The 21,958-nt window shown below is 63.2% G+C and carries 19 protein-coding genes; 7 read left to right on the top strand and 12 right to left on the bottom strand.

All coding sequences use genetic code 11. From position 1 onward, the window contains the following. The first annotated feature begins 53 nt into the window (after nt 1-53). Nucleotides 54-4,919: an NAD-glutamate dehydrogenase gene (locus QZ501_RS08455; protein ID WP_151439328.1), complete on the top strand. Its 4,866-nt coding sequence runs from the start codon at nt 54-56 to the stop codon at nt 4,917-4,919. Here QZ501_RS08455 and QZ501_RS08450 read toward each other — a convergent pair. Both QZ501_RS08450 and QZ501_RS08445 read right to left on the bottom strand, forming a co-directional pair. After that, on the bottom strand, nt 4,909-5,886 hold the full coding sequence (locus QZ501_RS08450; protein WP_151439329.1) for a sensor domain-containing diguanylate cyclase: 978 nt from the start codon (nt 5,884-5,886) through the stop codon (nt 4,909-4,911). The genes QZ501_RS08455 and QZ501_RS08450 overlap by 11 nt on opposite strands. After that, complete coding sequence (locus QZ501_RS08445; protein ID WP_151439330.1) at nt 5,883-6,917, bottom strand: response regulator; 1,035 nt, start codon at nt 6,915-6,917, stop codon at nt 5,883-5,885. Before QZ501_RS08445 ends, QZ501_RS08450 begins: the two co-directional genes overlap by 4 nt. Nucleotides 6,918-7,081: 164 nt before the next feature. Here QZ501_RS08445 and QZ501_RS08440 point away from each other — a divergent pair, with 164 nt between their 5' ends. Next, a complete protein-coding gene (locus tag QZ501_RS08440) occupies nt 7,082-7,567 on the top strand; it encodes a DUF6586 family protein (protein WP_151439331.1) in 486 nt (161 codons plus the stop codon). Nucleotides 7,568-7,579: 12 nt separating this feature from the next. Further along, nucleotides 7,580-7,843: a hypothetical protein gene (locus QZ501_RS08435; RefSeq protein WP_095617092.1), complete on the top strand. Its 264-nt coding sequence runs from the start codon at nt 7,580-7,582 to the stop codon at nt 7,841-7,843. Here the strand turns inward: QZ501_RS08435 and QZ501_RS08430 are convergent. The 8 genes from QZ501_RS08430 to QZ501_RS08395 form a co-directional block, all read right to left on the bottom strand. Further along, nucleotides 7,837-8,310, bottom strand: coding sequence for a SulA-like leucine-rich domain-containing protein (locus QZ501_RS08430; protein WP_160898874.1), 474 nt, complete (start codon nt 8,308-8,310; stop codon nt 7,837-7,839). The two genes, QZ501_RS08435 and QZ501_RS08430, sit on opposite strands and share 7 nt — an antisense overlap. A 32-nt stretch (nt 8,311-8,342) precedes the next feature. After that, a complete protein-coding gene (gene lexA / locus QZ501_RS08425) occupies nt 8,343-8,951 on the bottom strand; it encodes a transcriptional repressor LexA (protein WP_095617090.1) in 609 nt (202 codons plus the stop codon). Between the two features lie 70 nt (nt 8,952-9,021). Next, entirely contained in the window at nt 9,022-9,294 is a 273-nt protein-coding gene (gene yccX, locus QZ501_RS08420; protein WP_151439333.1) for an acylphosphatase, read from the bottom strand. Nucleotides 9,295-9,306: 12 nt separating this feature from the next. Then, nucleotides 9,307-9,801: a DUF6231 family protein gene (locus tag QZ501_RS08415; protein WP_295718722.1), complete on the bottom strand. Its 495-nt coding sequence runs from the start codon at nt 9,799-9,801 to the stop codon at nt 9,307-9,309. Between the two features lie 22 nt (nt 9,802-9,823). Further along, complete coding sequence (locus tag QZ501_RS08410; RefSeq protein ID WP_295718720.1) at nt 9,824-12,901, bottom strand: error-prone DNA polymerase; 3,078 nt, start codon at nt 12,899-12,901, stop codon at nt 9,824-9,826. Further along, complete coding sequence (locus tag QZ501_RS08405) at nt 12,898-14,301, bottom strand: DNA polymerase Y family protein (RefSeq protein ID WP_160898871.1); 1,404 nt, start codon at nt 14,299-14,301, stop codon at nt 12,898-12,900. Before QZ501_RS08405 ends, QZ501_RS08410 begins: the two co-directional genes overlap by 4 nt. 4 nt (nt 14,302-14,305) lie before the next feature. Further along, entirely contained in the window at nt 14,306-14,953 is a 648-nt protein-coding gene (gene imuA, locus QZ501_RS08400) for a translesion DNA synthesis-associated protein ImuA (RefSeq protein ID WP_151439337.1), read from the bottom strand. Between the two features lie 69 nt (nt 14,954-15,022). Beyond that, nucleotides 15,023-16,093, bottom strand: coding sequence for a DUF2156 domain-containing protein (locus QZ501_RS08395; protein WP_295718716.1), 1,071 nt, complete (start codon nt 16,091-16,093; stop codon nt 15,023-15,025). Between the two features lie 293 nt (nt 16,094-16,386). Here QZ501_RS08395 and QZ501_RS08390 point away from each other — a divergent pair, with 293 nt between their 5' ends. Then, nucleotides 16,387-17,919, top strand: coding sequence for a methyl-accepting chemotaxis protein (locus tag QZ501_RS08390; RefSeq protein WP_295718714.1), 1,533 nt, complete (start codon nt 16,387-16,389; stop codon nt 17,917-17,919). Here QZ501_RS08390 and QZ501_RS08385 read toward each other — a convergent pair. Beyond that, entirely contained in the window at nt 17,913-18,224 is a 312-nt protein-coding gene (locus QZ501_RS08385; RefSeq protein ID WP_151439340.1) for a hypothetical protein, read from the bottom strand. The two genes, QZ501_RS08390 and QZ501_RS08385, sit on opposite strands and share 7 nt — an antisense overlap. 72 nt (nt 18,225-18,296) lie before the next feature. Beyond that, nucleotides 18,297-19,073 carry a ferredoxin--NADP reductase gene (locus QZ501_RS08380; protein ID WP_151439341.1) on the bottom strand — a complete coding sequence of 259 codons (777 nt, stop codon included), beginning with the start codon at nt 19,071-19,073 and terminating at the stop codon, nt 18,297-18,299. A gap of 126 nt (nt 19,074-19,199) precedes the next feature. Between QZ501_RS08380 and QZ501_RS08375 the strand changes: the two genes are divergently transcribed. The 3 genes from QZ501_RS08375 to QZ501_RS08365 form a co-directional block, all read left to right on the top strand. Further along, nucleotides 19,200-20,117, top strand: a complete 918-nt coding sequence (locus QZ501_RS08375) for a LysR family transcriptional regulator (protein ID WP_295718710.1) — start codon at nt 19,200-19,202, stop codon at nt 20,115-20,117. After that, nucleotides 20,107-20,805 carry a hypothetical protein gene (locus QZ501_RS08370; RefSeq protein WP_160898867.1) on the top strand — a complete coding sequence of 233 codons (699 nt, stop codon included), beginning with the start codon at nt 20,107-20,109 and terminating at the stop codon, nt 20,803-20,805. The genes QZ501_RS08375 and QZ501_RS08370 overlap by 11 nt, the downstream gene beginning before the upstream one ends. A gap of 6 nt (nt 20,806-20,811) precedes the next feature. Beyond that, nucleotides 20,812-21,958 (top strand): D-amino acid dehydrogenase (locus QZ501_RS08365; protein WP_295718707.1); only part of this gene is annotated, 1,147 nt, incomplete at its 3' end.

The following is a 21,958-nucleotide window of genomic DNA, read 5'->3' as shown; positions in this document are numbered from 1 at the left end:
CGTGGTTTTGTCTATGCTGAGGGAACGCAGACCGACGGCCACAGGATGCCATCATGAATGAGGAAACCTTCTCCACCATGGCGGAGTTCCAGCAGAAGCTCGATGGGGCGCTGAGAGAGCGTCTTCCGGCAGACCAGGCGGATCGCATCAGCGACTTCGCCCAGCGCTATTTCGAACACATGCCCTTCGCTGAGTTGGTCCAGCAGCGCTTCCTTGATGCCTACGGAGCTGTGCTCTCAGCCTGGGAGTTTGTCCAGCAGGGTCCGGGCCAGGAGTCGCGGGTCTGGGTGTTCAATCCGGATCTGGAGAAGGATGGCTGGGAGTCCAGCCATACGGTGATGTTCGTGCTGCATCCGAACATCCCCTTCCTGATCGACTCCATGCGCATGGAGGTCAATGCCCGGGAATTGAATATCCATACCATCCATTACACCATCCTCAATCCCGAGCGTGATGAAAAAGGCGATCTGGTGCGGCTTAACGAGGCCGTGAAGAAGCCGCTCGAGCCGGGCGAGGAAGCCCTGATCGTGATGGAAGTGGATCGCCACTCGGACAGCGCCGCCCTGAGTGCCCTGCGTGCCGACGTGGAGCAGGTACTTGGAGAGGTCCGGATTGCGGTGTCGGACTTCCCCCGTATGCGCGACAAGGCAACGGCCATACTGGATGAGCTGGCGGACCCGCCGAAGACGCTGTCGTCGGAGGAGGTCAGCGAGGCCAGGGCCTTTCTGGAATGGCTGGTGGATGACCGTTTCACCTTCCTGGGCTATGACGAGTACGACTTCGTGCGTGAGAACCGGCGCACGGAGATCCGGCAGGTGCCGGATTCCGAACTGGGGATTCTGCGAACCTACAATGAGCGGCCGAGCAGCATCCGCATGAAGGATATGCCGCGCCAGACGCGCGAGGCCATGACCGACAGCAGCAGTCTGTTCATTTTCGGCAAGTCCGCCCAGCGCTCACGCATCCACAGGCCGGCGTATCCGGACTACATCGCCATCAAGAAACTGGATGAGAAAGGGCGTGTCGTGGGCGAGCGTCGCTTCCTCGGTCTCTACACCTCACGGGTTTACCATGAGCGCCCGGATGAGATTCCTCTGCTGCGGCGCAAGATCGAATACGTGCTGAGCCAGTCAGGGTTCCCGCGTGAGGACTACGCGGGCAAGGAACTGGATCAGATCCTGACGGTCTACCCCCGGGACCAGCTTTTCCAGATCGGGGGGGACGAGCTGGTGGATGTGGCCAAGGCCATCCTCTATATCCAGGAACGGCGCAAGATCCGGTTGTTCATGCGCGAGGACGTCTATGGCCAGTTCGTAACCTGTCTGGCATTCGTGCCGCGCGAACTGTATTCAACCCAGCTGCGGGTGAGCATGCAGAATGCCATCGTGCGGGCGCTGGATGCCGAGGGCATTGATTTCACCACCTATTTCTCGGAATCCGTGCTGGCGCGCACCCAGTTCACAGTACGGGTTCAGCCCCAGGAGAACCGGGTTCTGCCGGTGGAGGAACTGCAGCAGAAACTGGTGGAACTGGCGCGCTCCTGGCAGGACACCCTGCAGGAGGCTCTGATCGAGCACCACGGTGAAGAGATCGGGACCCGGCTCTCCGCCTGCTATGAGAATGCCTTTCCGGCGGGCTACCGGGACATGTTCTCGGCACGGCGTGCCGCGATTGACGTGGAATACCTGGACCGGATCCATGAAACCGGCCGGATGGCCATGAGCTTCTACCGGGATCCGGAGGAGAGCGCCAACACGCTGCACTTCAAGCTGTTCCATCCGCATCAGCAGCTGCCGCTTTCCGACGTGATTCCGGTGTTCGAGAACATCGGTTTCAGGGTGATCGGCGAGCATCCGTTCGAGATCACGGACCGCAGCGGCAATACCCACTGGATCCATGATTTCGCGCTGCGCTCACGCTCCGGCGAGCCCATCGACATTGAGCGCATCAGGCCCATCTTTGAATCGCTGTTCACCCGTGTCTGGCATGGCGAGGGGGAGAACGACCACTTCAACCAGCTGCTGCTGGCCGGCTACCTGGACTGGCGTTCCATCTCGCTGCTGCGGGCCTATGCGCGCTATATGCAGCAGATCCGCATCAGCAACAGCCAGACCTTCATCGCCGGAACCCTGGCACGACATGGCAAGCTGGTATCACTGCTTCTGCAGTTCTTCGATGTGCGCTTCAACCCAGAGCGTTACCAGAGCGAGCGCCAGTGCGAGGCGGCCCAGAAAAAGATCGCCATTGAGTTCGGCAGTGGCCTGGATGAGGTACCGAACCTGAGCGAGGATCGGGTTCTGCGGCTGTTCCTTGAGCTGATGCAGGCCACGACCCGGACCAATTTCTACCAGGAGGGGAGCAACGGGGACAGCAACTGCATCAGCCTGAAATTTGATCCTTCCCAGCTTGCCGACCTGCCGCGCCCGCGGCCGGTCTATGAGATTTTTGTGTACTCGCCCCAGGTGGAAGGGGTTCACCTGCGCGGTGGCAAGGTGGCACGCGGGGGGCTGCGGTGGTCGGACCGGTTCGAGGATTACCGCACCGAGATCCTGGGGCTGGTGAAGGCCCAGCAGGTCAAGAACGCGGTGATTGTGCCCGTGGGGGCCAAGGGCGGTTTCGTCGCCAAACAGATTCACCGGGACGCCGACCGTCAGGAGGTGCAGGCCGCCGGGCGTGCCGCCTACAGCTGCTTCATCCGGGGGCTTCTGGATGTGACGGACAACTTTGTTGATGGCGAAGTGATCCCGCCCAAAGGTGTCATCCGTCACGATGAGGACGACTACTACCTGGTGGTGGCACCGGATAAGGGGACGGCGACCTTCTCGGATCTGGCCAACGAGATCTCCAACGAATACGGCTTCTGGATGGAGGACGGTTTCGCCTCCGGCGGCAGCTATGGGTATGACCACAAGAAGATGGGGATCACCGCCAAAGGGGCCTGGGTGTCCGTGGAACGCCACTTCCGCGAGCTGGGCGTGAACACCGATACTGATGAGTTCAGCGTCGTCGGGATCGGTGACATGGCCGGCGACGTGTTCGGTAACGGCATGCTGCTGTCCAGAAAGATCCGTCTGGTGGCGGCCTTCAATCACCAGCACATCTTCCTGGACCCGGATCCGGACCCCGAGGCGAGCTTCCGTGAGCGCGAGCGCCTGTTCGCGCTGCCGGGCTCCTCATGGGAGGAGTACGATACCGGGGTGATTTCCGAAGGCGGGGGCGTGTTCAGCCGGGCCTCCAAGTCGGTCCCGCTGAGCCAGCCGGTCAAGGAGCTGCTCGGCACCCGTTCCGATCACATGCCGCCAAACATGCTGATTTCCCACCTGCTGCGAATGCGGCATGACCTGCTCTGGCTCGGTGGTATCGGCACCTTCGTCAAGAGCCGCCACGAATCCCATGGCGATGTGGGAGATAAGGCCAACGACGGACTGCGAGTGGACGGGGCCGAACTGGGCTCGCGTGTTGTGGGCGAGGGCGGCAACCTGGGCATGTCCCAGGCCGGGCGCGTGGAGTTTGCGCGCCATGGCGGTCGCTGCAACACCGATTTCATTGACAACTCCGGTGGGGTGGACTGCTCCGACCGGGAGGTCAACATGAAGATCCTGCTCAACCGGCAGGTGGCCCAGGGGGATCTGACCTTCAAGCAGCGTAATGAGTTCCTCACCAGCATGACCGAGGATGTCTCCCGCCTGGTGCTGGAGAACAACTACCGCCAGACCCAGGCGATTTCCATCGCGAACTCGGAAGGGGCTGAGAGGCTTGAGGAGTACCGGCGCCTGATGGTCCGGTACGAGAACCGGGGCCTGCTCGACCGTGGGCTCGAGAATCTGCCCGACGAAGAGGCGCTGAACGAGCGCCAGCTGAACGGGCAGGGGCTGACCCGCCCGGAACTGTCAGTGCTGATCGCGGTGGTTAAGGCAGACCTCAAGCAGGTGCTGGTCGCCAGCGATCTTCCGGAGGATCCCGGGGTCAAGCCCATGATCCGGGAGATGTTCCCCTCACAGCTGGTCGAACGTTTCGACCAGGCGCTTGAGCAGCACCAGCTGCGGCGCGAGATCATTGCCACACGGGTGGCCAATGATCTGGTCAATCATATGGGCATGACCTTTGTGGAACGGCTTCAGCAGTCCACCGGCGCAGCGCTGCCATCCATTGCCAGGGCCTATCTTATCTCCAAGAGGATCTATCGCCTGGATTACTGGTGGCAGCAGGTGGAGGCGTTGGACTACAGCATCTCGAGCGACCTCCAGATTGAGCTCCAGAGTGAACTGATGCGCCTTGTGCGGCGCGGTGCGCGCTGGCTTCTGCGCAACCGGCGGAGTGAAATCGACATGCCGACCCAGGTTGAACGTTTCCAGACCCGGCTGGACGCCATGGCGGGTGATCTGCCGTCCTACATTGGTGAGCGGGCGCTGGATCTCTGGCAGCAGGAGCGTGACCGGCTGACGGGTGAGGGCGTTCCCGAGCCGCTTGCCGGGGTTGTCGCCGGCTCCGGCCACCTTCTCTCCGGGCTGGGGATCATCGATGCCCGCGAGGAAACCGGTCTGGACCTCAAGGAAGTAGCGCATCTCTACTTCGCGGTGGGAGACGAGCTGGAGCTGGACTGGTTCGCCAGCGCCATATCCGCGCTGGTGCCCCGCAGCCACTGGGAGGCGCTGGCCCGGGAAAGTTTCCGCGAGGACCTGAACTGGCAGCAGCGTGCGCTGACGACGGGGATACTGCGGTCACGTACTCCGGGTACGGATCTACAGACCACCCTCCAGACCTGGGCCAGTGAGCATGCCGGTCTGATCGAGCGCTGGCACGGCATCATGGGGGAGCTGCGCAGTCAGAACACGCCGGAATACGCTATGTTCTCCGTTGCCCTGCGGGAACTGCTGGATCTGGCGCAGAGCACTGTGCACGTGGGCATCAGCGGCTGACCGGGTGCGGGGTTTCAGCGAGGGCGATCTGATTGCGGCCATTGTCCTTGGCCGCATAGAGCGCCTTATCGACCAGTGACAGCCACTGGTGGTGATCGCCCATCGTGCTGCTCACCTGGGCGACGCCGAGGCTGATCGTGCATTGAATAATGCCGGCCTCGGTCGTCACTTCCATGGTGCTGATCGACTGCCGCAGCCGTTCGCCCAGTATCTCACCGCCCCCGATATCCGTTTCCGGCAGTATCACGGCGAATTCCTCGCCTCCGTAGCGACCCGCTATGTCCGTCTGTCTGAGGCGTTCCGAGATCATCCCTGAAACCGCCCGGATAACATCGTCACCGGCCTGGTGTCCCCAGGTATCGTTAATGGGCTTGAAGTGATCAATGTCGAGCATCAGCAGCGTTCCGATGCTCCCGTAGCGGCGGAATCGCTCAAATTCGCTGGCCAGGAGTGACTCCCAGGCACAGCGATTGAGCAGCCCGGTCAGGCCATCGCTCTGGCTCTGCTGCTGCAGGCGGGCGTTGGAACGCTCCATCCGGAGTTTGGCAGTCGCACTGTCCGTGACGTCGTAAACCACCAGGCAGACATGGTCCACCTCCCCTGAGGCACTGGTTAGGGGGCTGAAGGTGATGTTCTGGTACATATAGGGCTCGGTGCCCGTAATCGGTCGTGCATTACGGAAAGGGAACGGGTGGGGGCGTTGTTCCCAGGTGGTGAAGGTGCGCATGTTCAGTGTCAGCGCGGTTTCCATCTTGCGCCAGATCCAGCCTTCATGGATTTCCGGAAAAATCTCTAAGAGTGAGCAATCCTGGACCCGGGTGGCACTGAAGCCGCTGTGATTTTCCATGAACCCATTCCAGAGCTGGATGCGGAGCTGGCGATCCAGTACCACCAGCCCAACCTCAATGGTCTGGAGCATATCCATGATCCAGTGGAATTCATGCAGAGTATTTCTTGATTCCGTCATGCTGAACTCCCCGTGCTGGGATCGGGAAGCCACGCGAGAGCCTCGCGCAGCGGAGCTACGGATTCCTCACTGAACAGCAGAAGCAGGTCGCACTCGAGGTCGTGGGATTCGATGGTGTAGGTGAGTTCGATGGTCAGGATCTGCTGCCACGCATACTGGCTTCCGTCCAGGAGATCGCTGATGTCCAGATGCGTACCGAGAACAACCGGGTGACTCAGTCCGAACTGTCTGTCCATCTGTTGCCCGAAGCCGCGCAGGAACGCCCCTACCATGATACTGGAAAGGTCCATGAGCGGTTCGGTGTTGTTGCTGGCATTGTCCTCCTCCGGGTAGCCGAGCAGGTGGGACAGTGTCTCCAGCCGGGCATTATTGAACAGTAAAAGGCCCTCCCCGGTGATGCCGGCGCCACTGAATCCCTGGCACACGCCTGACCAGGTGGAGGTCGAATCCGTGATGTTCAGGGCCATTCGCAGCTCCGAGGCTGCCAGCATGTTGACGCGCGGCACGGGAAGTTTGATGAATACATCCAGCAGCCGTGCCAGAAGGTCGCCTGCCTGACCCATGGCAATATTGGCAATCTCCTGAAGCGCATCCTGCCAGGGCACATCCGGATCCGAGCCTGGAGTGGGCGGTGCGGTTACATTCTCCGTGCCATGCCCAGAGGGACTGTAAAGTCCATAGTCTTTCAGGGTCTGCGCGAGAACCTGAGGGTCGATGGGTTTACGGATGAAATTGAGCGCACCGAGCCGTAGGACCCGCCTGTAAGCCTCGGGTTGGATGTCCCCGGAAACGACAAGTACAAGGGCGGGCAGTTCTTCCCGATGTACATGCTCGAGCACCACGTATCCGTCGGAGCCCGGCATATTGAGATCGAGAAAGACCACAGAGCCCTTACCGTCACGGATCGCCTCAAGGCAGGCATCGCCGTCCTCCACAAAGGTCAGCGTGGTGTCCCAGTCCGCAGGCAGGGCCCGGGCCATCTGTTTGCGTGCCATGGAGGAGTCGTCGCAGATGATCACGCCTGTGGACATCGATGCTCCGGAAAATTGGGGGAGAAAGGCACCAGGTCAGTCCCAGTAACGTATTCCAGAAAGGTAGCAGGTGCATTGGATTTTTCACATGGATCGGGGCGGGGAAGTCAGCAGGGTGTGTTCATGATAGTATGGCCTTACGTGACTGCGCGGGAGAACCGCAGATGGCGGATGCCGACAGGTGTTCACTGATCCGGGAAAAACTGACCCTGGCGGGCCAGCTGGTGCGTCTCTCGGAGGACTCTGGTTCTCCGAAAACAGTGGTAACGGGCGAGGCACTGCTTCAGGGCACTGTGGCTCTGCTTGCCGAGGCCAGAGCACTCCTCCTGAAGCTGGTGGCTGAAAGCGCCAGTGATGAGGCGGGTGATGTCGATTCCCTAGCGACCCTGCGCGCGAGGGTTGGCGACCAACCCGGTGAGGTTCAGGTGTTGTCAGCTGCTGCCGCGGACGGTAACAGCTGGTGGTCGAGGCTGGAAGTACTGCTGACGCGTCAGCAGGAGCCCGGGAGGCGTGCATCGCGACCGCGTGACGAAGCGCTGATCGCCGTTGCAGCGGCAGGGCCGGACTGTTCTCCCGACGCCCTTCGATCACTGATCAGTGACTTCAGGGATTATTTTGAGACGTTCGTGGAACGTCATGACCAATGGTAAAAGGCGTTGTCTATGCCCACATCCTTTCTGGAAATCATTCAACTGCCCACCGGTGAGTACGCGCTGCGCCGGGCGGATGATGAAAGTACCCCCCTGGTGCGGATCCGTTTCTCAGATGAAGCCAAGGAGATGCTCCAGGACAATGACCTGAACGTGGCCAAGGCCATGATCACCGCCGGCCTGGAGGCGGCGGGGTCCACCACCGATGACATCGGTGACATGGAGATGGAAGAAGAAGACACCATGCCCCCCGCCTACAACCAGACCGTTCACTGAGAATGGGTCTGTCTCTGCCGCAGTATGACTCCATGGCTGTGACCGCGTACGGAGGCGTTCTCCAGGCGGCCATAGCTGTGGCGGCTCAGTCCCGAGGTCCAGAGCACCACAGCATGGCAGGTACCAGCTGACAGCGCTTTTTCCGCCAGCGTCTCGGCGCTGTGCTGGGCCGAGGAGCGGAGGATCAGAAGCTGGTGCTGGATGATGCCGTGATGCTGCTGCCACTTGCCAACCAGTCCTGCCGGTGGGTCGATCCAGGCCAGCCAGCGTTCCTCCTGGTTGAGCTGGGTCAGCATCGGCAGCAGCAGCTGGAAGTTCTCGATCTGTTCCTCCGGCAGGATAATCTCCGTCACGTTCGCCTCCGGCGCCTCCGGAGCGTGACTCCCGCCGCCTTCGCCGGTTCCCGAGGCGGTCTCGGTGGCAGGGGGATTCCGCTGTTCCTGTGGGGTGAGATCCAGTTGTTCCATGATGGGGCTCCTGTCAGCTTCTGTGGGGTGGGTCAGTGCAGATCACCGCGGCGGATGACGCCCACGCCCAGCCCTTCGATATCCAGTGGTGTGTCAGTCAGATCCACCTGGATGGGGTCGAACTCATCATTCTCGGCAATGAGCCAGACGGTACTGCCCTCCCGGCGGAAGCGCTTGACGGTGACCTCATCCTCCAGCCGTGCCACCACGATCTGGCCGTTGTGGACGTCCGTGGTGCGGTGAACGGCCAGCAGGTCGCCGTCGAGGATGCCCACATTCTCCATGCTGGTCCCGCGCACCCGCAGGAAATAGTCTGCTGCCGGGGTGAAGAATCCAGGCTCCAGAGTGCAATGATCCTCGATGTTCTCCTCGGCGAGGATGGGGTTGCCGGCGGCAACCTGACCGACGATGGGGATGCCGGGGCTTTCCTCGACTTCCGGGAGCCGGATGCCGCGGCTGGCGCCCTTGACCATTTCGATGGCGCCCTTGCGGGCCAGGGCCCGGAGGTGTTCCTCCGCCGCGTTGGCGGATTTGAAACCCAGGGTGCTGGCGATTTCAGCCCGCGTGGGCGGGTAGCCCGTGGAATGCACGTGCTCGCGGATCAGGTCGAGAATCTGTTGCTGTCTTGGCGTCAGGTTCATAGTTAGGGCCACTGTTTTTCCGTACAGGTACTGTCAATGTATACAGTCTTCGTGGCCCTGTCAAAGGGGATCAACCGATGGAGAAAGTGCCCGGGGGTTGGGCGTCACTGGGTTGGGTTTCAACACGGCTTACTGAGGCGGCGGGTGGGCCATGGTGAAGCCAGTCCACCAGCTGGTTGACGGCGTTCTCACCGCCGCAGGCAAGTACTTCCACACTGCCGTCGGGCTGGTTGCGGGCGTAGCCGGTGACGCCCAGCCGCTGCGCCTGGGCGCGGGTGTTGTCACGGAAACTTACGCCCTGAACGCGGCCCTCCACCCGGGCCAGGATACAGGTCTCTGCCATAGCGTTGTCCTCCTACCAGCGGGCCTTGTCCCACATCTCTGGATTGGCCCAGTTCTCCGGATTGTTCCACTCGCGCACGTAATTGTAGGTATCCAGATCATAGGCGAACAGTGTGGCATTCACGGGATCGGTGTAGTGGTAGAGGCGGGTGAACCCCATGCCGATGAAATCCTGGAATCGCCAGGGGCTGCCGTCGCGGACATAGACAGCGATCCGGGTAGCGCCCATGTTCCGGAGCTGGCCGAGCAGCTTCTGGCCCTGCGGCTGTGGCAGTTCCTCCAGTGTGTCGGTGATCAGGGCCAGGTCGAACAGCCTTGGTAGCGGAAAGGCACTGTTGGGGGCTTCGGCGGGAAGACGCAGGCACTCGGCCTCTGCCGGTCGCTCCGGCCATTCCTGCAGGCACTGTTCGGCCAGACCGGCGCTGTGTACGACGGACGTGGGCTGGTAATGCGCCAGGATCATGGTCAGGTCCTGTTCGGGATTGTAGCCGTTGGCGTCGGTGGCCATGGGCGCCTCGCGGAGTCGGGAATTACTGGAAGTCTCGGCTTCTGACGTTGAGCCTGTCAATGAGATGGCTGAGGTCATCCAGGCGCCCGGCGATCACGTGGATAACCCCTTCCTGACGCTCCAGGGTGCCACGGACCTGCAACAGCCGGGCGTTGAGCAGGGGGCGGCGCTGACAGCGGGCGGTGTCCCGCCAGACGATCACATTGATATTGCCGGTCTCGTCCTCAAGGGTCACGAAGGTAACGCCGGCGGCGGAACCGGGGCGCTGTCGGCCGGTGACAAGTCCTGATACAGCCACGGGCCGGCTGCTTTCGGCGTTCTCCAGATCCACGGCCCGCAGGCAGTGACGGAGTCGGCCCCGGTCCCGCAGCTGGGCCAGTGGATGGCGTTCCAGTGTGAGCCCGAGACTGGTGCAGTCCTCGAGCGTCCGCTGGGCCTCATCAGGGGCCGGCATGCGGGAGCGGGAATCCCGCGGCGGCTGCCCTCCATCCCCCGCCAGTGGCAGGGGATGATCCGGCTCCAGCAGGTCCCAGCGGGCCTGGTGGCGGTTGTCGCTCAGTGGCTGCAGGGCACCGCTGGCGGCCAGGGCTTCCAGATCGGGGCTGGCGAGCCCCGTACGCCGCCGCAGGTCCTGCAGGCTGGCGTAACCGCCACAGGGGCGGCATTCAACCACATGCAGGGCGGCATCCCGCCCGAGGCTGTCGATCAGCCTCAGGCCCAGACGCACGGCGGGGGTGTCGCCGTCGTCCTCCAGGCGGTGTGCCTCATGGCTCTGGTTGATGTCCACGGGCCGCACCTCGACGCCTTCCCGCCGGGCGTTCTGGACCAGCTGTGACGGCGAGTAGAACCCCATGGGCTGGCTGTTGAGCAGGGCGCATAGAAAAGCTGCCGGGTGATGGCACTTGAGCCAGGCGCTGACATAGACCAGCAGGGCGAAGCTGGCGGCGTGGGATTCCGGGAAGCCATAACCGCCGAAGCCCTTCATCTGGCGGTATAGATTTTCTGCGAATTCAGTGCTGTAACCGTTACTGTTCATGCCATCTATGAGCTTTTCCCGGAACCGGGAGAGATCGCCGTGGCGCTTCCAGGCGGCCATGGCCCGGCGCAGCTGGTCAGCCTCACCGGCGCTGAAGCCGGCCGCCACCATGGCGAGCCGGATGACCTGTTCCTGAAAGATGGGCACCCCCAGAGTGGGCTCGAGCACCTCGCGGATGCGGTCGTCCGCGTAGGGAACGTCGTCCGGCGCATTCCGGCGCTGCAGGTAGGGGTGCACCATGTTCCCCTGTATGGGGCCGGGGCGCACAATGGCCACCTCGACCACCAGGTCGTAATACTTATCCGGTTTCAGGCGCGGCAGCATACTCATCTGGGCCCGGGATTCCACCTGGAATACACCCATGCTGTGCCCTCTCTGGAGCATGCGGTAGACCGCCGGGCATTCCGGCGGGACGTCGGCCAGGCTGGCCGGGCCGCCACGCTCGCCCACCATCGCCAGGGCCTTGCGGATAACCGTGAGCATGCCCAGGGACAATACGTCCACCTTGAGCAGGCCCAGGGCTTCCAGGTCGTCCTTGTCCCATTGGATGACGGTGCGCCCGGCCATGGCGGCGTTCTCCACCGGGACCAGATCGGCGACCCGTTCCGAGGCGATAACGAATCCCCCCACATGCTGGGAGAGGTGGCGCGGGAAGCCGATGAGTTCGCGTGCCAGCGGCAGCAGGTGACGGGCCGGGCCCTGGTCGTCCAGCAGGCCCTTGCGGCGCAGCTGCTGCTCCCAGTCATCCTCGCCGTCGCGCCAGTCGATGCCCTGGACCAGCTGTTCGATGTGCACCGGGTCCAGCCCCAGGGCCTTGCCGGCATCGCGCAGGGCGCTGCGCGGGCGGTAGCAGATGACGGTAGCGGCCAGGGCGGCGCGTTCGCGCCCGTACTTGCGGTAGATGTACTGGATGACCTCCTCGCGGCGCTCGTGCTCGAAGTCCACGTCAATGTCCGGGGGCTCGCCGCGCTCCTTCGAGATGAAGCGCTCCAGCAGCAGGTTGATCTGCCGGGGGTCCACCTCGGTGATGCCCAGGCAGTAGCAGACCACAGAGTTGGCGGCCGAGCCCCGCCCCTGGCAGAGAATGCCGCGCTCGCGGGCGAACCGGACGATGTCATGGATGGTCAGGAAGAAAGGCTCGTAGGCCAGTGACTCGATCAGCTCAAGCTCATGGCTGAGCTGGCGGTCAATGGTATCCGGAACGCCGTCCGGGAAGCGCCAGTGACGGCCCTGTTCAACCAGTTCCCGCAGCCAGGTGGTGGGCGTATGGCCCTCGGGAACGAGCTCGCCGGGGTATTCGTAGCGCAGTTCGTCCAGACCGAAACGACACTCCTGAACCAGATTCAGGGTTTCACGGATCCAGGCAGGGGGAAACAGGCGCGCCAGTCGCTCGCGTGGGCGCAGGTAGGCTTCGGCATTGCCCTGGAGCTGGTCGGCGGCCTCCGTCAGGGGGCGGCCCAGGCGGATGGCGGTGACCAGGTCCTGTAGGGGCTTGCGCCCTCGCCGGTGCATCAGGACATGGCCTGTGGCCACCACTGCACACCCGTGGCGGGCCGAGAGCTGTTTCAGCCAGCGCAGGCGCTGACGGTCGTTCTGGGCCAGAGGCCGTTCGGCCATCAGCCGCAGGCCGGGGAACATCGCCATGAGCTGTTGGCCGTGCTCCGCATCCGACTGGCTGAAACCGGGGCGCCACAGAGCCAGGCACTGCTTCTGGCACAGCGCCAGATCCTCGGACCAGAGCTGGTAATGGCCCTTGTCGCTGCGCCGGCGCCCCCGGGTGATGAGTTGACTGAGCGCGGCGTAGCCCTGGCGGTCCGGGGCGATCAGAACCAGGGTGCCGGGCAGGTCCTGAAGCCTGAACGTACTGCCGACCAGGAGGGTCAGTTCCAGCGAGCGTGCCCTGGCATGGGCCCGAACGACGCCAGCCAGGGAGCATTCATCGGTCAGCGCCAGGGCCTGATACCCCAGACGGTCGGCCTCCTCGACCAGCTCCTCCGGATGCGAGGCGCCGCGCAGGAAGCTGAAATTGCTGAGGCAGTGGAGTTCGGCGTAATCCTCTGTCATCCGAACCATCCGTGAATAAACCACTGATCCTGTCGGTTGCGGAACAGCCAGGCGCGCTGGCCGTTGTCCAGCAGGGCGATGTAGTAGTCGCGGCGTACATAGTCGCCATCCCACCAGCCGCCCTGGATGCGCTCGGGGCCGTTGAGCCAGCGGATCGGGGGGCGCTGCAGCGGCTGTGGTGGCTGCTGGAGCCAGAAGGGGCGTGCCGGCCCTGAACGCGGGGGTGTGCTGGTGCCCCGTTGCCGGGCGGGCTGCCAGTGGGCACAGCGCTCCGGACGCGGGTCCGGGGTCCGGCCAGGGGACTGGATGCTGTCCCGCCCCAGCCGGGCCCGCAGCCGGTACAGCAGGGTTTCACGGGCTTGCTGCCGGCTTTCACCGCTGTCGAACAGGTCGTGGCTTTCGGTGGCATCAAGGGCAACCGTGCGTTCTGTTGCCAGTGACAGGGCGTTTACGTCGTCGGGCAGGCAGGTCGCGGCCAGTCGCAGCAGGGCCAGCTCCAGGAAGGCCTCTGCCCTGGTCTCTCCCTGGCTGGTTTCCAGTGCCAGGGAGGTGGGTGCCCGGTCGGGATGGTGAAGGGTGAGGCTGAGCCGGTCACAGCGGCACTGGCGCTGGCGCAGAAAGGTCTCGAGGGCTTCCAGAAGATGCGACAGAGGGGCTTTCAGATGGTCGGTGCTCCGGGTTTCCCGGGTCAGCGTCAGGCTCTGATGGAACGCTGCCCGGGGGTGAAACTCCTGAACGGGATCGCCGGATCGCCCGAGTATCCGCTGCAGGTCGTCGTACAGTTCCGGTCCCAGGCGGGTGGTCAGCTCCGCGGGGCAGCACGCGAGCAGATCCTCCAGGTGCTGCAGGCCCATTCGGGTCAGTCGCTGGCGGACCCTGGCAGGCCAGTCCGTGGCCGTGACCGGCAGGCGACGCAGGGCATGGTGCATGGTTTCCGGATCATCCGTGCATACAGCGCTGCCGTGGCGAGCCAGAAGCCGGGCCATGCGCGGACTGGTGCCGGTGGCCATGTGGCCGTTCAGTCCATGCTGTGACAGGTACTGCGTAAGTACTGTCGCCAGATCCTCGGGTTGCGGGTAGAGGTGGCGCAGCCGGTCGGCACGGATCAGAAGGCCATCCGGAGGCCACAGGGCCAGTGGGGAGGCCAGCTGGTAGAGTGCCGTTGCCAGCTGCTCCAGCAGTTCCGCCTGGCGGGCGTCGCTGAAGGGGACCAGGGCGAGTTGCGGGCACAGAGCACGGGCTGTGGCCATGGACTGGCCTGCCCGGACACCCGTCTGCCGGGCCTGTTCGTCCGGCTGCTGGATCACCGGGGGCGAGCCTGTGCTCAGTGCCACCGGCGCATCGTGGCTCTGGTGGTGATCCAGCAACAGCGAGGGCAGATGGAGATACAGCCACAGCACTGGGTCACACCGTCTGACGGGGGATGACGGGAGGCAGTGTCAGGGTTCGGCTTCCTGCCTGACCGCCGCGCTGGCGCAGCAGTGTCACCCGCAGCTGGTTTGCCCCGGGCACCGCTTCAAGGCTCAGGCGCATGGGGGCGGGCGAGGCCTGGCTGGCGCCTGTTTCCGGAGTGATCAGGACGCCCAGGGTGCGGCGTTCTTCCAGAGCCAGCTGCAGTCGTCGGAGTGCGGCAGGATCACGCCGCCGGCTCCACCCCATCACCATACCCACCGCATTGTTGCCCAGGAGCTGTTCCAGGGCCCAGAGGTGATCCGAACGGCTGCCAGTGCGCACCAGGAAGCAGTGCTCCGGGGGCAGCCCCATGCCTTCCAGAGCCGGCGGGTAGGGCGCATGGGGTGGGTCCACCCAGAACAGGGCTGTTTCGTTGCGGACACACTGGCGCATGGCATGGGCAAACAGCTGCAGCTCGCCAATGCCGTTGAGGGCGCTGTGGCATTCGATCAGAGCTCCCTGTGGCCAGCCGCTGGTGGCCAGCAGCTGGTCGAGGGCTTCAAAACCGCTGGCAACCCCCCGGGAGTGGCCGGATTTCTGCTGGCTGGCCCGCCACAGGCGGGGATCCTGTTCAAGCTGTGTGCGGGGATGAACGGACATTGCCACCTCAGAACTGTTTATATATACAGTATAGGGGCTGTGGCGATGCCCGGCAATGCGTGGTGTGGATCAGCCCGGGACAGGAACCGATGAATCCCCTGAGGGCTGGACGTAATCCGGGCTTCCCAGGATCCCGGTGCCGCGCAGCAGGCTCCAGGCCACCTTGAGGGTGCTGGTCTCGCGGCTGGCCAGGTACCAACGGGTCTCCTCACCGCGATACCGGGTCTTGTGGTAGGCCAGCGACCGGAAGGCATAGAGGCGGTTGCCGTGGCGGTATAGAAACTGGGCCACATGCCGTATCAGGGGATTGTCACCGGGGATGGCCTCGATGTTGTGCAGGGGGGATATCCCAAGGGACAGGTATTCGATACCTTCCCGGTGGAAGCATTCCATGGCCTCCAGGATGATGAAATCGAGAAGGCCGCTGGGGCTCTGCTCCATGTCCTGGCGCAGGATGTTGGCGGTGTATCCAACGACGTTACCGTTCTCAAAGAAGGGATCAAAGAAGACGTAACCAAGCAGCCGGTCTTCCCTGTCGTAGGCGTAGAAACGGCGTACCCCCCATTCGTCACTGAATACCGGCGGCCGCGTGAGCAGCCGGAGCTCGTGGCTGCGCACCCGCTTGTGCTGGCGCCAGTGCCGGGAGATGCGTTCCATCTGCCGGGTGTCCACCTCGCGGGCCTGCTGTTCCCGCACGCGCAGCTGACAGCGCCTGCCCAGATTGCCGGCGTGGCGGAGCTGCTTCTTGTCGCGCCCCACTGTGTCGAACGCCGGGATGCGTACCCGGAATTCCGTACCCATGGCATTGATGGTGAACCCCAGTGCCTGGAGGTCGCCGGTCACACTGTCGTCGATGCCGCTGAACAGAAACTGGCCCGGCACCTGTTCCAGGCACTGCCTAAGAAGCAGGGACTGAATGGAAGGCGCGCAGACGGGGTTGGCAAAAACGATGTTGACGCGCCCGAGCAGGGTGTTGACGGGCGCATAGGCGACAAACCCGAGTCGTGGGTCCCCGAAGCGGCGCACGTCGGACTGGAGGTTGAAGTAGGCGCTGGACTGCCGCCCGTAGTGCTGGATCAGCGGGCGACACTGCGCGGCGCTCAACCCTTCACGCCAGTCGCCCAGGAATTGCTGTTTCATGAGAATTGTCATCGCCACTGATCCCTGGTTGCGGTATAAAGAACAGTCTGTCCAGACTCATCATGAGCGGCTATCGAGAGGGTTAAGAAGGGGCTGATGATCAAATTGTGATCCAGGCCTTAAGCTGGAGTCGGGATCCATGACCGGTCTCACAAAATGCCTCTAAGAAGCTGAAATTGAAGGACATTTGATTGTTCTACAATATTCGGTAGAGGCTTCTTTATTGATTTTTCCGGTCCTCCATTGAGGATCCCGGAACCGGTTCCATTCAGACGGTATTCGTGGAGCAGTCTATGCGGGAGTGGGTCGCCAACCTGGTTTTCCGGATGATGGCCCTTGTCGGTCTGAGAACCTTTAACGCCCAGTTTCTTGTTTCCTTCATCCTGATTTTTGTGCTGCTGGCGGGGCTGGCGGCGAGTCTCTGGCGCAATCTTGTTCCGGAGCCCGATGCCATTGCCACTGCAGTGACGGCGCAGAAGCAGCTTGCTGCGGTTAATGAACGGGTTTCCGATGGTGCTGGCGCCGGGGATCAGTTGGATGAGCTGGAACGCACCCTGGGGTCACTGACCGGGGACCGGGCGGCATTCAGTGCGCTGGATGCCCCATGGCAGGATTACCGACGCCTGGTCGAGCAGGCTGGTGGTGGCTCCGCTCCGGAAGCACAAGCTCTCCTGCAGGCTTCGGACAGGGTGCGGAATGCGCTCGTGGAGGGCGTGACGGCACTCAGGAAGGCTGATCAGAGCGCTCGTCGCCAGGCGGCCATGGCAGGCATGGCGCTGCTGGTGATGATGGTCGGCATGCTGGCGATCGGTCGCATCTATGGCAATTTCCATTTCATGGAACAGGTGGAGCGGCTGCGACAGAAACTTCGCCAGGTGGCTGACGGGGATTTCTCGGAGACTCTCAGCATCGAGATCCGCGAGAATGAAGTGGGTGAGATGCTGGAGGCCTACAATCTGATGGTTGCCCATGTGGGCGACCTGCTGCGCCAGATCGATGCGGCTACGGCCACGGCGGAAAACAGCCTGCAGCAGGTGCTGGACGTCACGGCCAAGACCCACGAGGGGGCGGACCGCCAGAGCCGAGATGTCAGCGAGGCGGCGACCGCGGTCAATCAGATGGCTTCATCCATTCAGGACGTTTCCGGTAATGCCCAGAGCGCGGCCAGCCATGCCCATGAAGCGGCGGATTCCGCGAACGAGGGGGACAGCGTGGCACGCGAGGCGCGCCAGCGCATCGATCATCTGGATACCCGGTTCGCGGAGACGGCACGCACCATGGAGAGCCTGGAGCAGGACGCCCAGGATGTGAGTAAGGTGCTCGGAATGATCCGGGAGATAGCCGATCAGACCAACCTGTTGGCGCTGAACGCGGCCATTGAAGCCGCTCGGGCCGGTGAATCGGGCCGAGGTTTCGCCGTGGTGGCGGATGAGGTCCGCAACCTGGCGCAGCGGACTCAGGATTCCACCAACCAGGTGCAGGAAACCATTGAGCGGCTCCAGCAGCAGGTCCAGACCCTGGTCAGCGAGAGTGAGGCCAGTGCCCGTGCCAGCCGGGAGAGCGTCGCCTCGGTCAATCAAACGTCCGAGGCCATCCACCGGGTCATGGAAGCGATCAGCCAGATTCAGGGCATGAACGATCAGATCGCGGCTGCCGTGGAACAGCAGAGTCAGGTGTCGGACGACATCAGCCGGCGGATGGAGGCCGTTTCAGAGGTGGCCGAACAGACGGACACGGATGCGGGTCAGACGGTTGAGGCGGCCCGCGCCATACAGGCGCAGATGAATCAGCTGCGTACCACCATGGGGCGTTTCCGCACTCAGTGACCCAGTACCCGCTTGCGCAGGCGACGCCAGCGGGTAATCAGCCAGTCCATGACAGTGGGCCGGTCATCGATCATCTCCGCTTCCTCGTGATGGGGGCGGGTGGGGTCGCTTTCATCTTCGCCGGTTTCCACCTCCACGCCATAGCGTTCGCTGGCGTGTTCCCACTCTTCCCAGTCGTGCGGCGTACCGGCGTTCGGCTGATGGAGACGCACCGCCCGTTCCCAGGAATTCTCGCGGAGTGAATGCTCCCGCTCCTGGTCCGAGGACTCGATGCCGTATTTTCTGAGGAACTCTTCGGGGTTCATGGGCGCCTCCGGCTGCCGCTCACCGTCAGTACCAGTGTAACGACAACCGCCGGCGCTGCCATCATTATCGCATCACTGTTCCACGAAGGCGCGTTCAATCACGAAATGGCCCTGGTGGCCCTGCTTGGCCTCCTGGAAGCCGCGCTCGGTGAGGATGCGCACCATGTCCTTGAGCAGGCCCGGGCTACCGCAGATCATGAAGCGGTCCTCTTCCAGGCTCAGGTCGGGCATGCCCAGGTTCTTCGTCAGCTCGCCGCTTTCGATCAGGTCCGTAACGCGGCCCTGGTTCTCGAAATTTTCACGCGTGACCGTGGGGTAGTAGGTCAGCTGGTCCCGGATCATGTCGCCCAGGTACTCATGCTGCGGCAGTTCGCTGGTGATGGCTTCGTGGTAGGCGAGCTCATCCACGTAACGCACCCCGTGGACCAGGATGACGTTCTGGAACTGCTCGTAGATCTCCGGGTCCTTGATGATGCTCAGGAAGGGTGCCAGGCCAGTGCCGGTGCCGATCAGGTAGAGGTTGCGCCCGGGCAGGAGGTTGCCGCCGATGAGAGTGCCCGTGGGCTTCTGGCCGACCAGCACCTCATCGCCCACCTCCAGGTGCTGCAGGCGTGAGGTCAGGGGGCCGTCCTGGACCTTGATGCTGAAGAACTCAAGGGTGTCCTCATGGTTGGCGCTGGCCATGCTGTAGGCCCGCATCAGCGGCTTGCCGTCCTCCAGCTGCAGGCCGATCATGGTGAACTGGCCGTTCTTGAACCGGAATGCCGGATCACGGGTTGTGCGGAAGCTGAAGAGTTCGTCCGTCCAGTGGTGAACGTCCAGTACTTTCTCCACATTGTGTTTGCCCATGAATGCTACCTCGCTGATGGCTCACCGGGTGAGTGGGCGCAGGCAGTTGCCTGGACGATACCCAGTGTTTAACGTATGTATTGGTTGAATGGATTATCAGGCTATGTTCTATCGGAACAATCGATTATGAAGTACACGCTGCGCCAGCTTGAGGTGTTCCTTGCCACGGCCCGTAATGAAAACATAACCCGCGCGGCCGATGAGCTGGCCATGTCCCAGTCCGCTGCCAGCGGTGCGCTGCGTGATCTCGAGAACCAGTTCAGCGTTCAGCTTTTCGACCGCATGGGCAAGCGCCTGCAGCTCAATGAGCTGGGCCGGCTGGTGCGCCCGAGAGTCGCCGCGCTGCTTGATGAAGCCCACGAGCTGGAACATGCGCTGGCGCGTCATGCCGAGGTGGGGCACGTCAAGGTGGGTGCCACACTGACCATCGGCAACTATATGGCGGTGCCGATTATGGCACGATTCATGAGCGAAAACGAGGGCGCGAATGTCTCGCTGGAGATCGCCAACACCCGCACCATCGGGCGCAAGGTGGCCGATTTTGAACTGGATGTGGGCCTTATTGAGGGAGAAATCCATTCTCCAGAGCTGGAGGTGATCCCCTGGCGTGGCGATCGGCTGACGGTGTTCTGCGCCCCGGACCACCCGATGGCCGGGCGTGAGGCGCTGACCGACGAAGACATTCTGGCAGCCACCTGGATCCTGCGCGAGGGCGGCTCCGGAACGCGCCAGACCTTTGATCGGGCCATGCACGGGCTGCTGCCGGATCTCAACGTGCTGCTGGAACTGCAGCACACCGAGGCCATCAAGCGCGCCGTGGGTACCGGTATGGGCGTGGGCTGCCTGTCCGAGGTGGCCCTGAGGGATGCCTTCGACCGTGGAGACCTGATCCCGCTTCCCGTGCCTCACCGGGATCTGGCCCGCTCGTTCTATTTCATCCTGCATCGCCAGAAGTATCGCAGCGCCGGCGTGGATCAGTGGCTGAAACTGTGCCGTGAAACCACCGGACTCAATGGCACCATGGAGGCGGCCGATGGTGCATGAACTGAAGAACCGGGAAATCCGGCTCGCCTGGCTGGGATTCGTCACCGCATTGCTGCCGATACTGACGTTCCACACCACCTATCTGCTGTCCGCGTGGAATGGCTATGTGCCCTGGTGTGTTCCGTACTGGGATGCCTGTACTTCCATCAGCGCCACCGGGCGCAACGGCCTGGCCTATTTCATTTTCAAGGGCGTCATGATTCCGGCGATTACGCTCCAGGTCCTGTTCTGGGCCATCAATCACCGCTGGCTGCAGGCGCTGGGGTACCCGCGTGGTAAGGCCGTGGGCTGGCTCGGTGCGCTGGCAGCGGCCTTCCTGTTGCCCTATGTGCTGAGCCTGGGCCATGCCGGAGATGCTTTCGCGCTGGCACGGCGCATCGGCACAGCGGGCTACGTGGGCGTGACGGGCATCGTCCAGATCCTGCTGGGCAGTGTACTGTGGCGTTCGCGCTATCCGTTGCTGCAGCGTGGCGGCGCCCGGTTGCTGGCGCTGAGTGGCGTTACTCTGGGCATCGCGATCCTGACGCTGATCCTTCAGTCCATTCCGGCGGTTGATTACGACAGCATCAAGTATGCCTTTGACTGGATCCTGATTGTGCTGCTCAACATCCACGGCATTGGTGTGGCCGTGCTCTGGTGGCGGGCAGGCCTGGCGGTTACACTGCCGCGCACCCTCAATCTGGAGTAGCGGCGGATGCATGTGGCGGTCCTGGGTGCCGGTGTGATCGGCACCACCACAGCCTGGTACCTGCGTGAGGCCGGGTATGATGTGACCGTGGTGGAACGCCGGGGTGGCCCGGGCGAGGAGACGAGCTTCGCTAACGGCGGCCAGGTCTCGGTGTCCCACGCCGAGCCCTGGGCCAGCCCGGGCGCCCCTGCCCAGCTCCTGCGCTGGCTGTTCCGCTCTGATGCGCCCCTGCGCTTCCGGCCGCGTCTGGATCCCCACCAGTGGGCCTGGGGGCTGCGTTTTCTCAGCGAATGCCGCAGTCGCCGCTATGCACGGAATCTCGAGACCGTCGTGCGGCTCGGCCTGTACAGCCGGAAATGCCTTTCGGAACTGCGCGAACGCACCGGGATCGAGCACCACCAGCGCCGGGAAGGCATCCTTCATTTCTACACCGACCCGGACGTCTATGCGGCCGCCCATGGCCCTGCCGCCCGTATGCGGGCCCTGGGTTGCGAGCGCGATGTGATTGACGTTGCTGACGCAGTGGCGAGGGAGCCCGCCCTCGGCACGCTGCAGCCGGAGCTGAGAGGTGCCACCTGGACGCCCGGTGATGAATCCGGTGATGCCCATGTTTTCACCCGCCAGCTGGCTGGGATGGCAGGTGCGGCAGGCGTGCGATTCCTGTTCAACAGCCGGGTTATGGGGCTTGAAACCGAGGGTGGGGCGGTGCGGCGGGTCCGGCTGAATCAGGCCGGGGCCTTTACCCACCTGGAGGCGGATGCCGTGGTGGTCGCTTTGGGCAGCTTCTCGGCGCCCCTGCTGCGGCCCCAGGGCATCAACCTGCCGGTATATCCGGCGCGTGGCTATTCCGTGACGGTACCGGTGCGGGATCCGGAACAGGCCTACACCGTCAGCCTGATCGATGATGAATACAAGCTGGTCTATTCCCGTCTGGGGGATGAGCTGCGCGTGGCGGGCATGGCGGAGATTGACGGCTGGCGCCAGGACATTGATCCGGCACGCTGCCGCCAGATCCTGGACCGGTTGGCGCACTGCTTTCCCAAGGCAGGGCACTGGGATCAGGCCCGTTTCTGGGCGGGGTTGCGGCCTGCGACGCCTTCGAGTGTGCCTTTTGTGGGTGCAACCCCCTGGCCGGGGCTCTACCTGAATACCG

Origin of the sequence: uncultured Halovibrio sp., assembly GCF_913056445.1 — a bacterium.
Taxonomy (GTDB): Bacteria; Pseudomonadota; Gammaproteobacteria; order Pseudomonadales; family Oleiphilaceae; genus Halospina; species Halospina utahensis_B.
The sequence above is the reverse complement of the archived record's forward strand: the minus strand, read 5'-3'. Positions and strand labels throughout refer to the sequence as shown.

What these genes read in the sequence shown, in the direction of transcription:
- lexA (WP_095617090.1), bottom strand. Translation starts at nt 8,951, where the DNA reads ATGAACCTGACGCCAAGACAGCAACAGATTCTCGACCTGATCCGCGAG.
- QZ501_RS08375 (WP_295718710.1), top strand. Translation starts at nt 19,200, where the DNA reads ATGAAGTACACGCTGCGCCAGCTTGAGGTGTTCCTTGCCACGGCCCGT.
- QZ501_RS08410 (WP_295718720.1), bottom strand. Translation starts at nt 12,901, where the DNA reads ATGACAGAGGATTACGCCGAACTCCACTGCCTCAGCAATTTCAGCTTC.
- QZ501_RS08415 (WP_295718722.1), bottom strand. Translation starts at nt 9,801, where the DNA reads ATGGCCACCGACGCCAACGGCTACAATCCCGAACAGGACCTGACCATG.
- QZ501_RS08395 (WP_295718716.1), bottom strand. Translation starts at nt 16,093, where the DNA reads ATGAAACAGCAATTCCTGGGCGACTGGCGTGAAGGGTTGAGCGCCGCG.
- QZ501_RS08450 (WP_151439329.1), bottom strand. Translation starts at nt 5,886, where the DNA reads ATGACGGAATCAAGAAATACTCTGCATGAATTCCACTGGATCATGGAT.
- imuA (WP_151439337.1), bottom strand. Translation starts at nt 14,953, where the DNA reads ATGTCCGTTCATCCCCGCACACAGCTTGAACAGGATCCCCGCCTGTGG.
- QZ501_RS08380 (WP_151439341.1), bottom strand. Translation starts at nt 19,073, where the DNA reads ATGGGCAAACACAATGTGGAGAAAGTACTGGACGTTCACCACTGGACG.
- QZ501_RS08430 (WP_160898874.1), bottom strand. Translation starts at nt 8,310, where the DNA reads ATGGAACAACTGGATCTCACCCCACAGGAACAGCGGAATCCCCCTGCC.
- QZ501_RS08385 (WP_151439340.1), bottom strand. Translation starts at nt 18,224, where the DNA reads ATGAACCCCGAAGAGTTCCTCAGAAAATACGGCATCGAGTCCTCGGAC.
- QZ501_RS08445 (WP_151439330.1), bottom strand. Translation starts at nt 6,917, where the DNA reads ATGTCCACAGGCGTGATCATCTGCGACGACTCCTCCATGGCACGCAAA.
- QZ501_RS08390 (WP_295718714.1), top strand. Translation starts at nt 16,387, where the DNA reads ATGCGGGAGTGGGTCGCCAACCTGGTTTTCCGGATGATGGCCCTTGTC.
- QZ501_RS08435 (WP_095617092.1), top strand. Translation starts at nt 7,580, where the DNA reads ATGCCCACATCCTTTCTGGAAATCATTCAACTGCCCACCGGTGAGTAC.
- QZ501_RS08455 (WP_151439328.1), top strand. Translation starts at nt 54, where the DNA reads ATGAATGAGGAAACCTTCTCCACCATGGCGGAGTTCCAGCAGAAGCTC.
- QZ501_RS08370 (WP_160898867.1), top strand. Translation starts at nt 20,107, where the DNA reads ATGGTGCATGAACTGAAGAACCGGGAAATCCGGCTCGCCTGGCTGGGA.
- yccX (WP_151439333.1), bottom strand. Translation starts at nt 9,294, where the DNA reads ATGGCAGAGACCTGTATCCTGGCCCGGGTGGAGGGCCGCGTTCAGGGC.
- QZ501_RS08440 (WP_151439331.1), top strand. Translation starts at nt 7,082, where the DNA reads ATGGCGGATGCCGACAGGTGTTCACTGATCCGGGAAAAACTGACCCTG.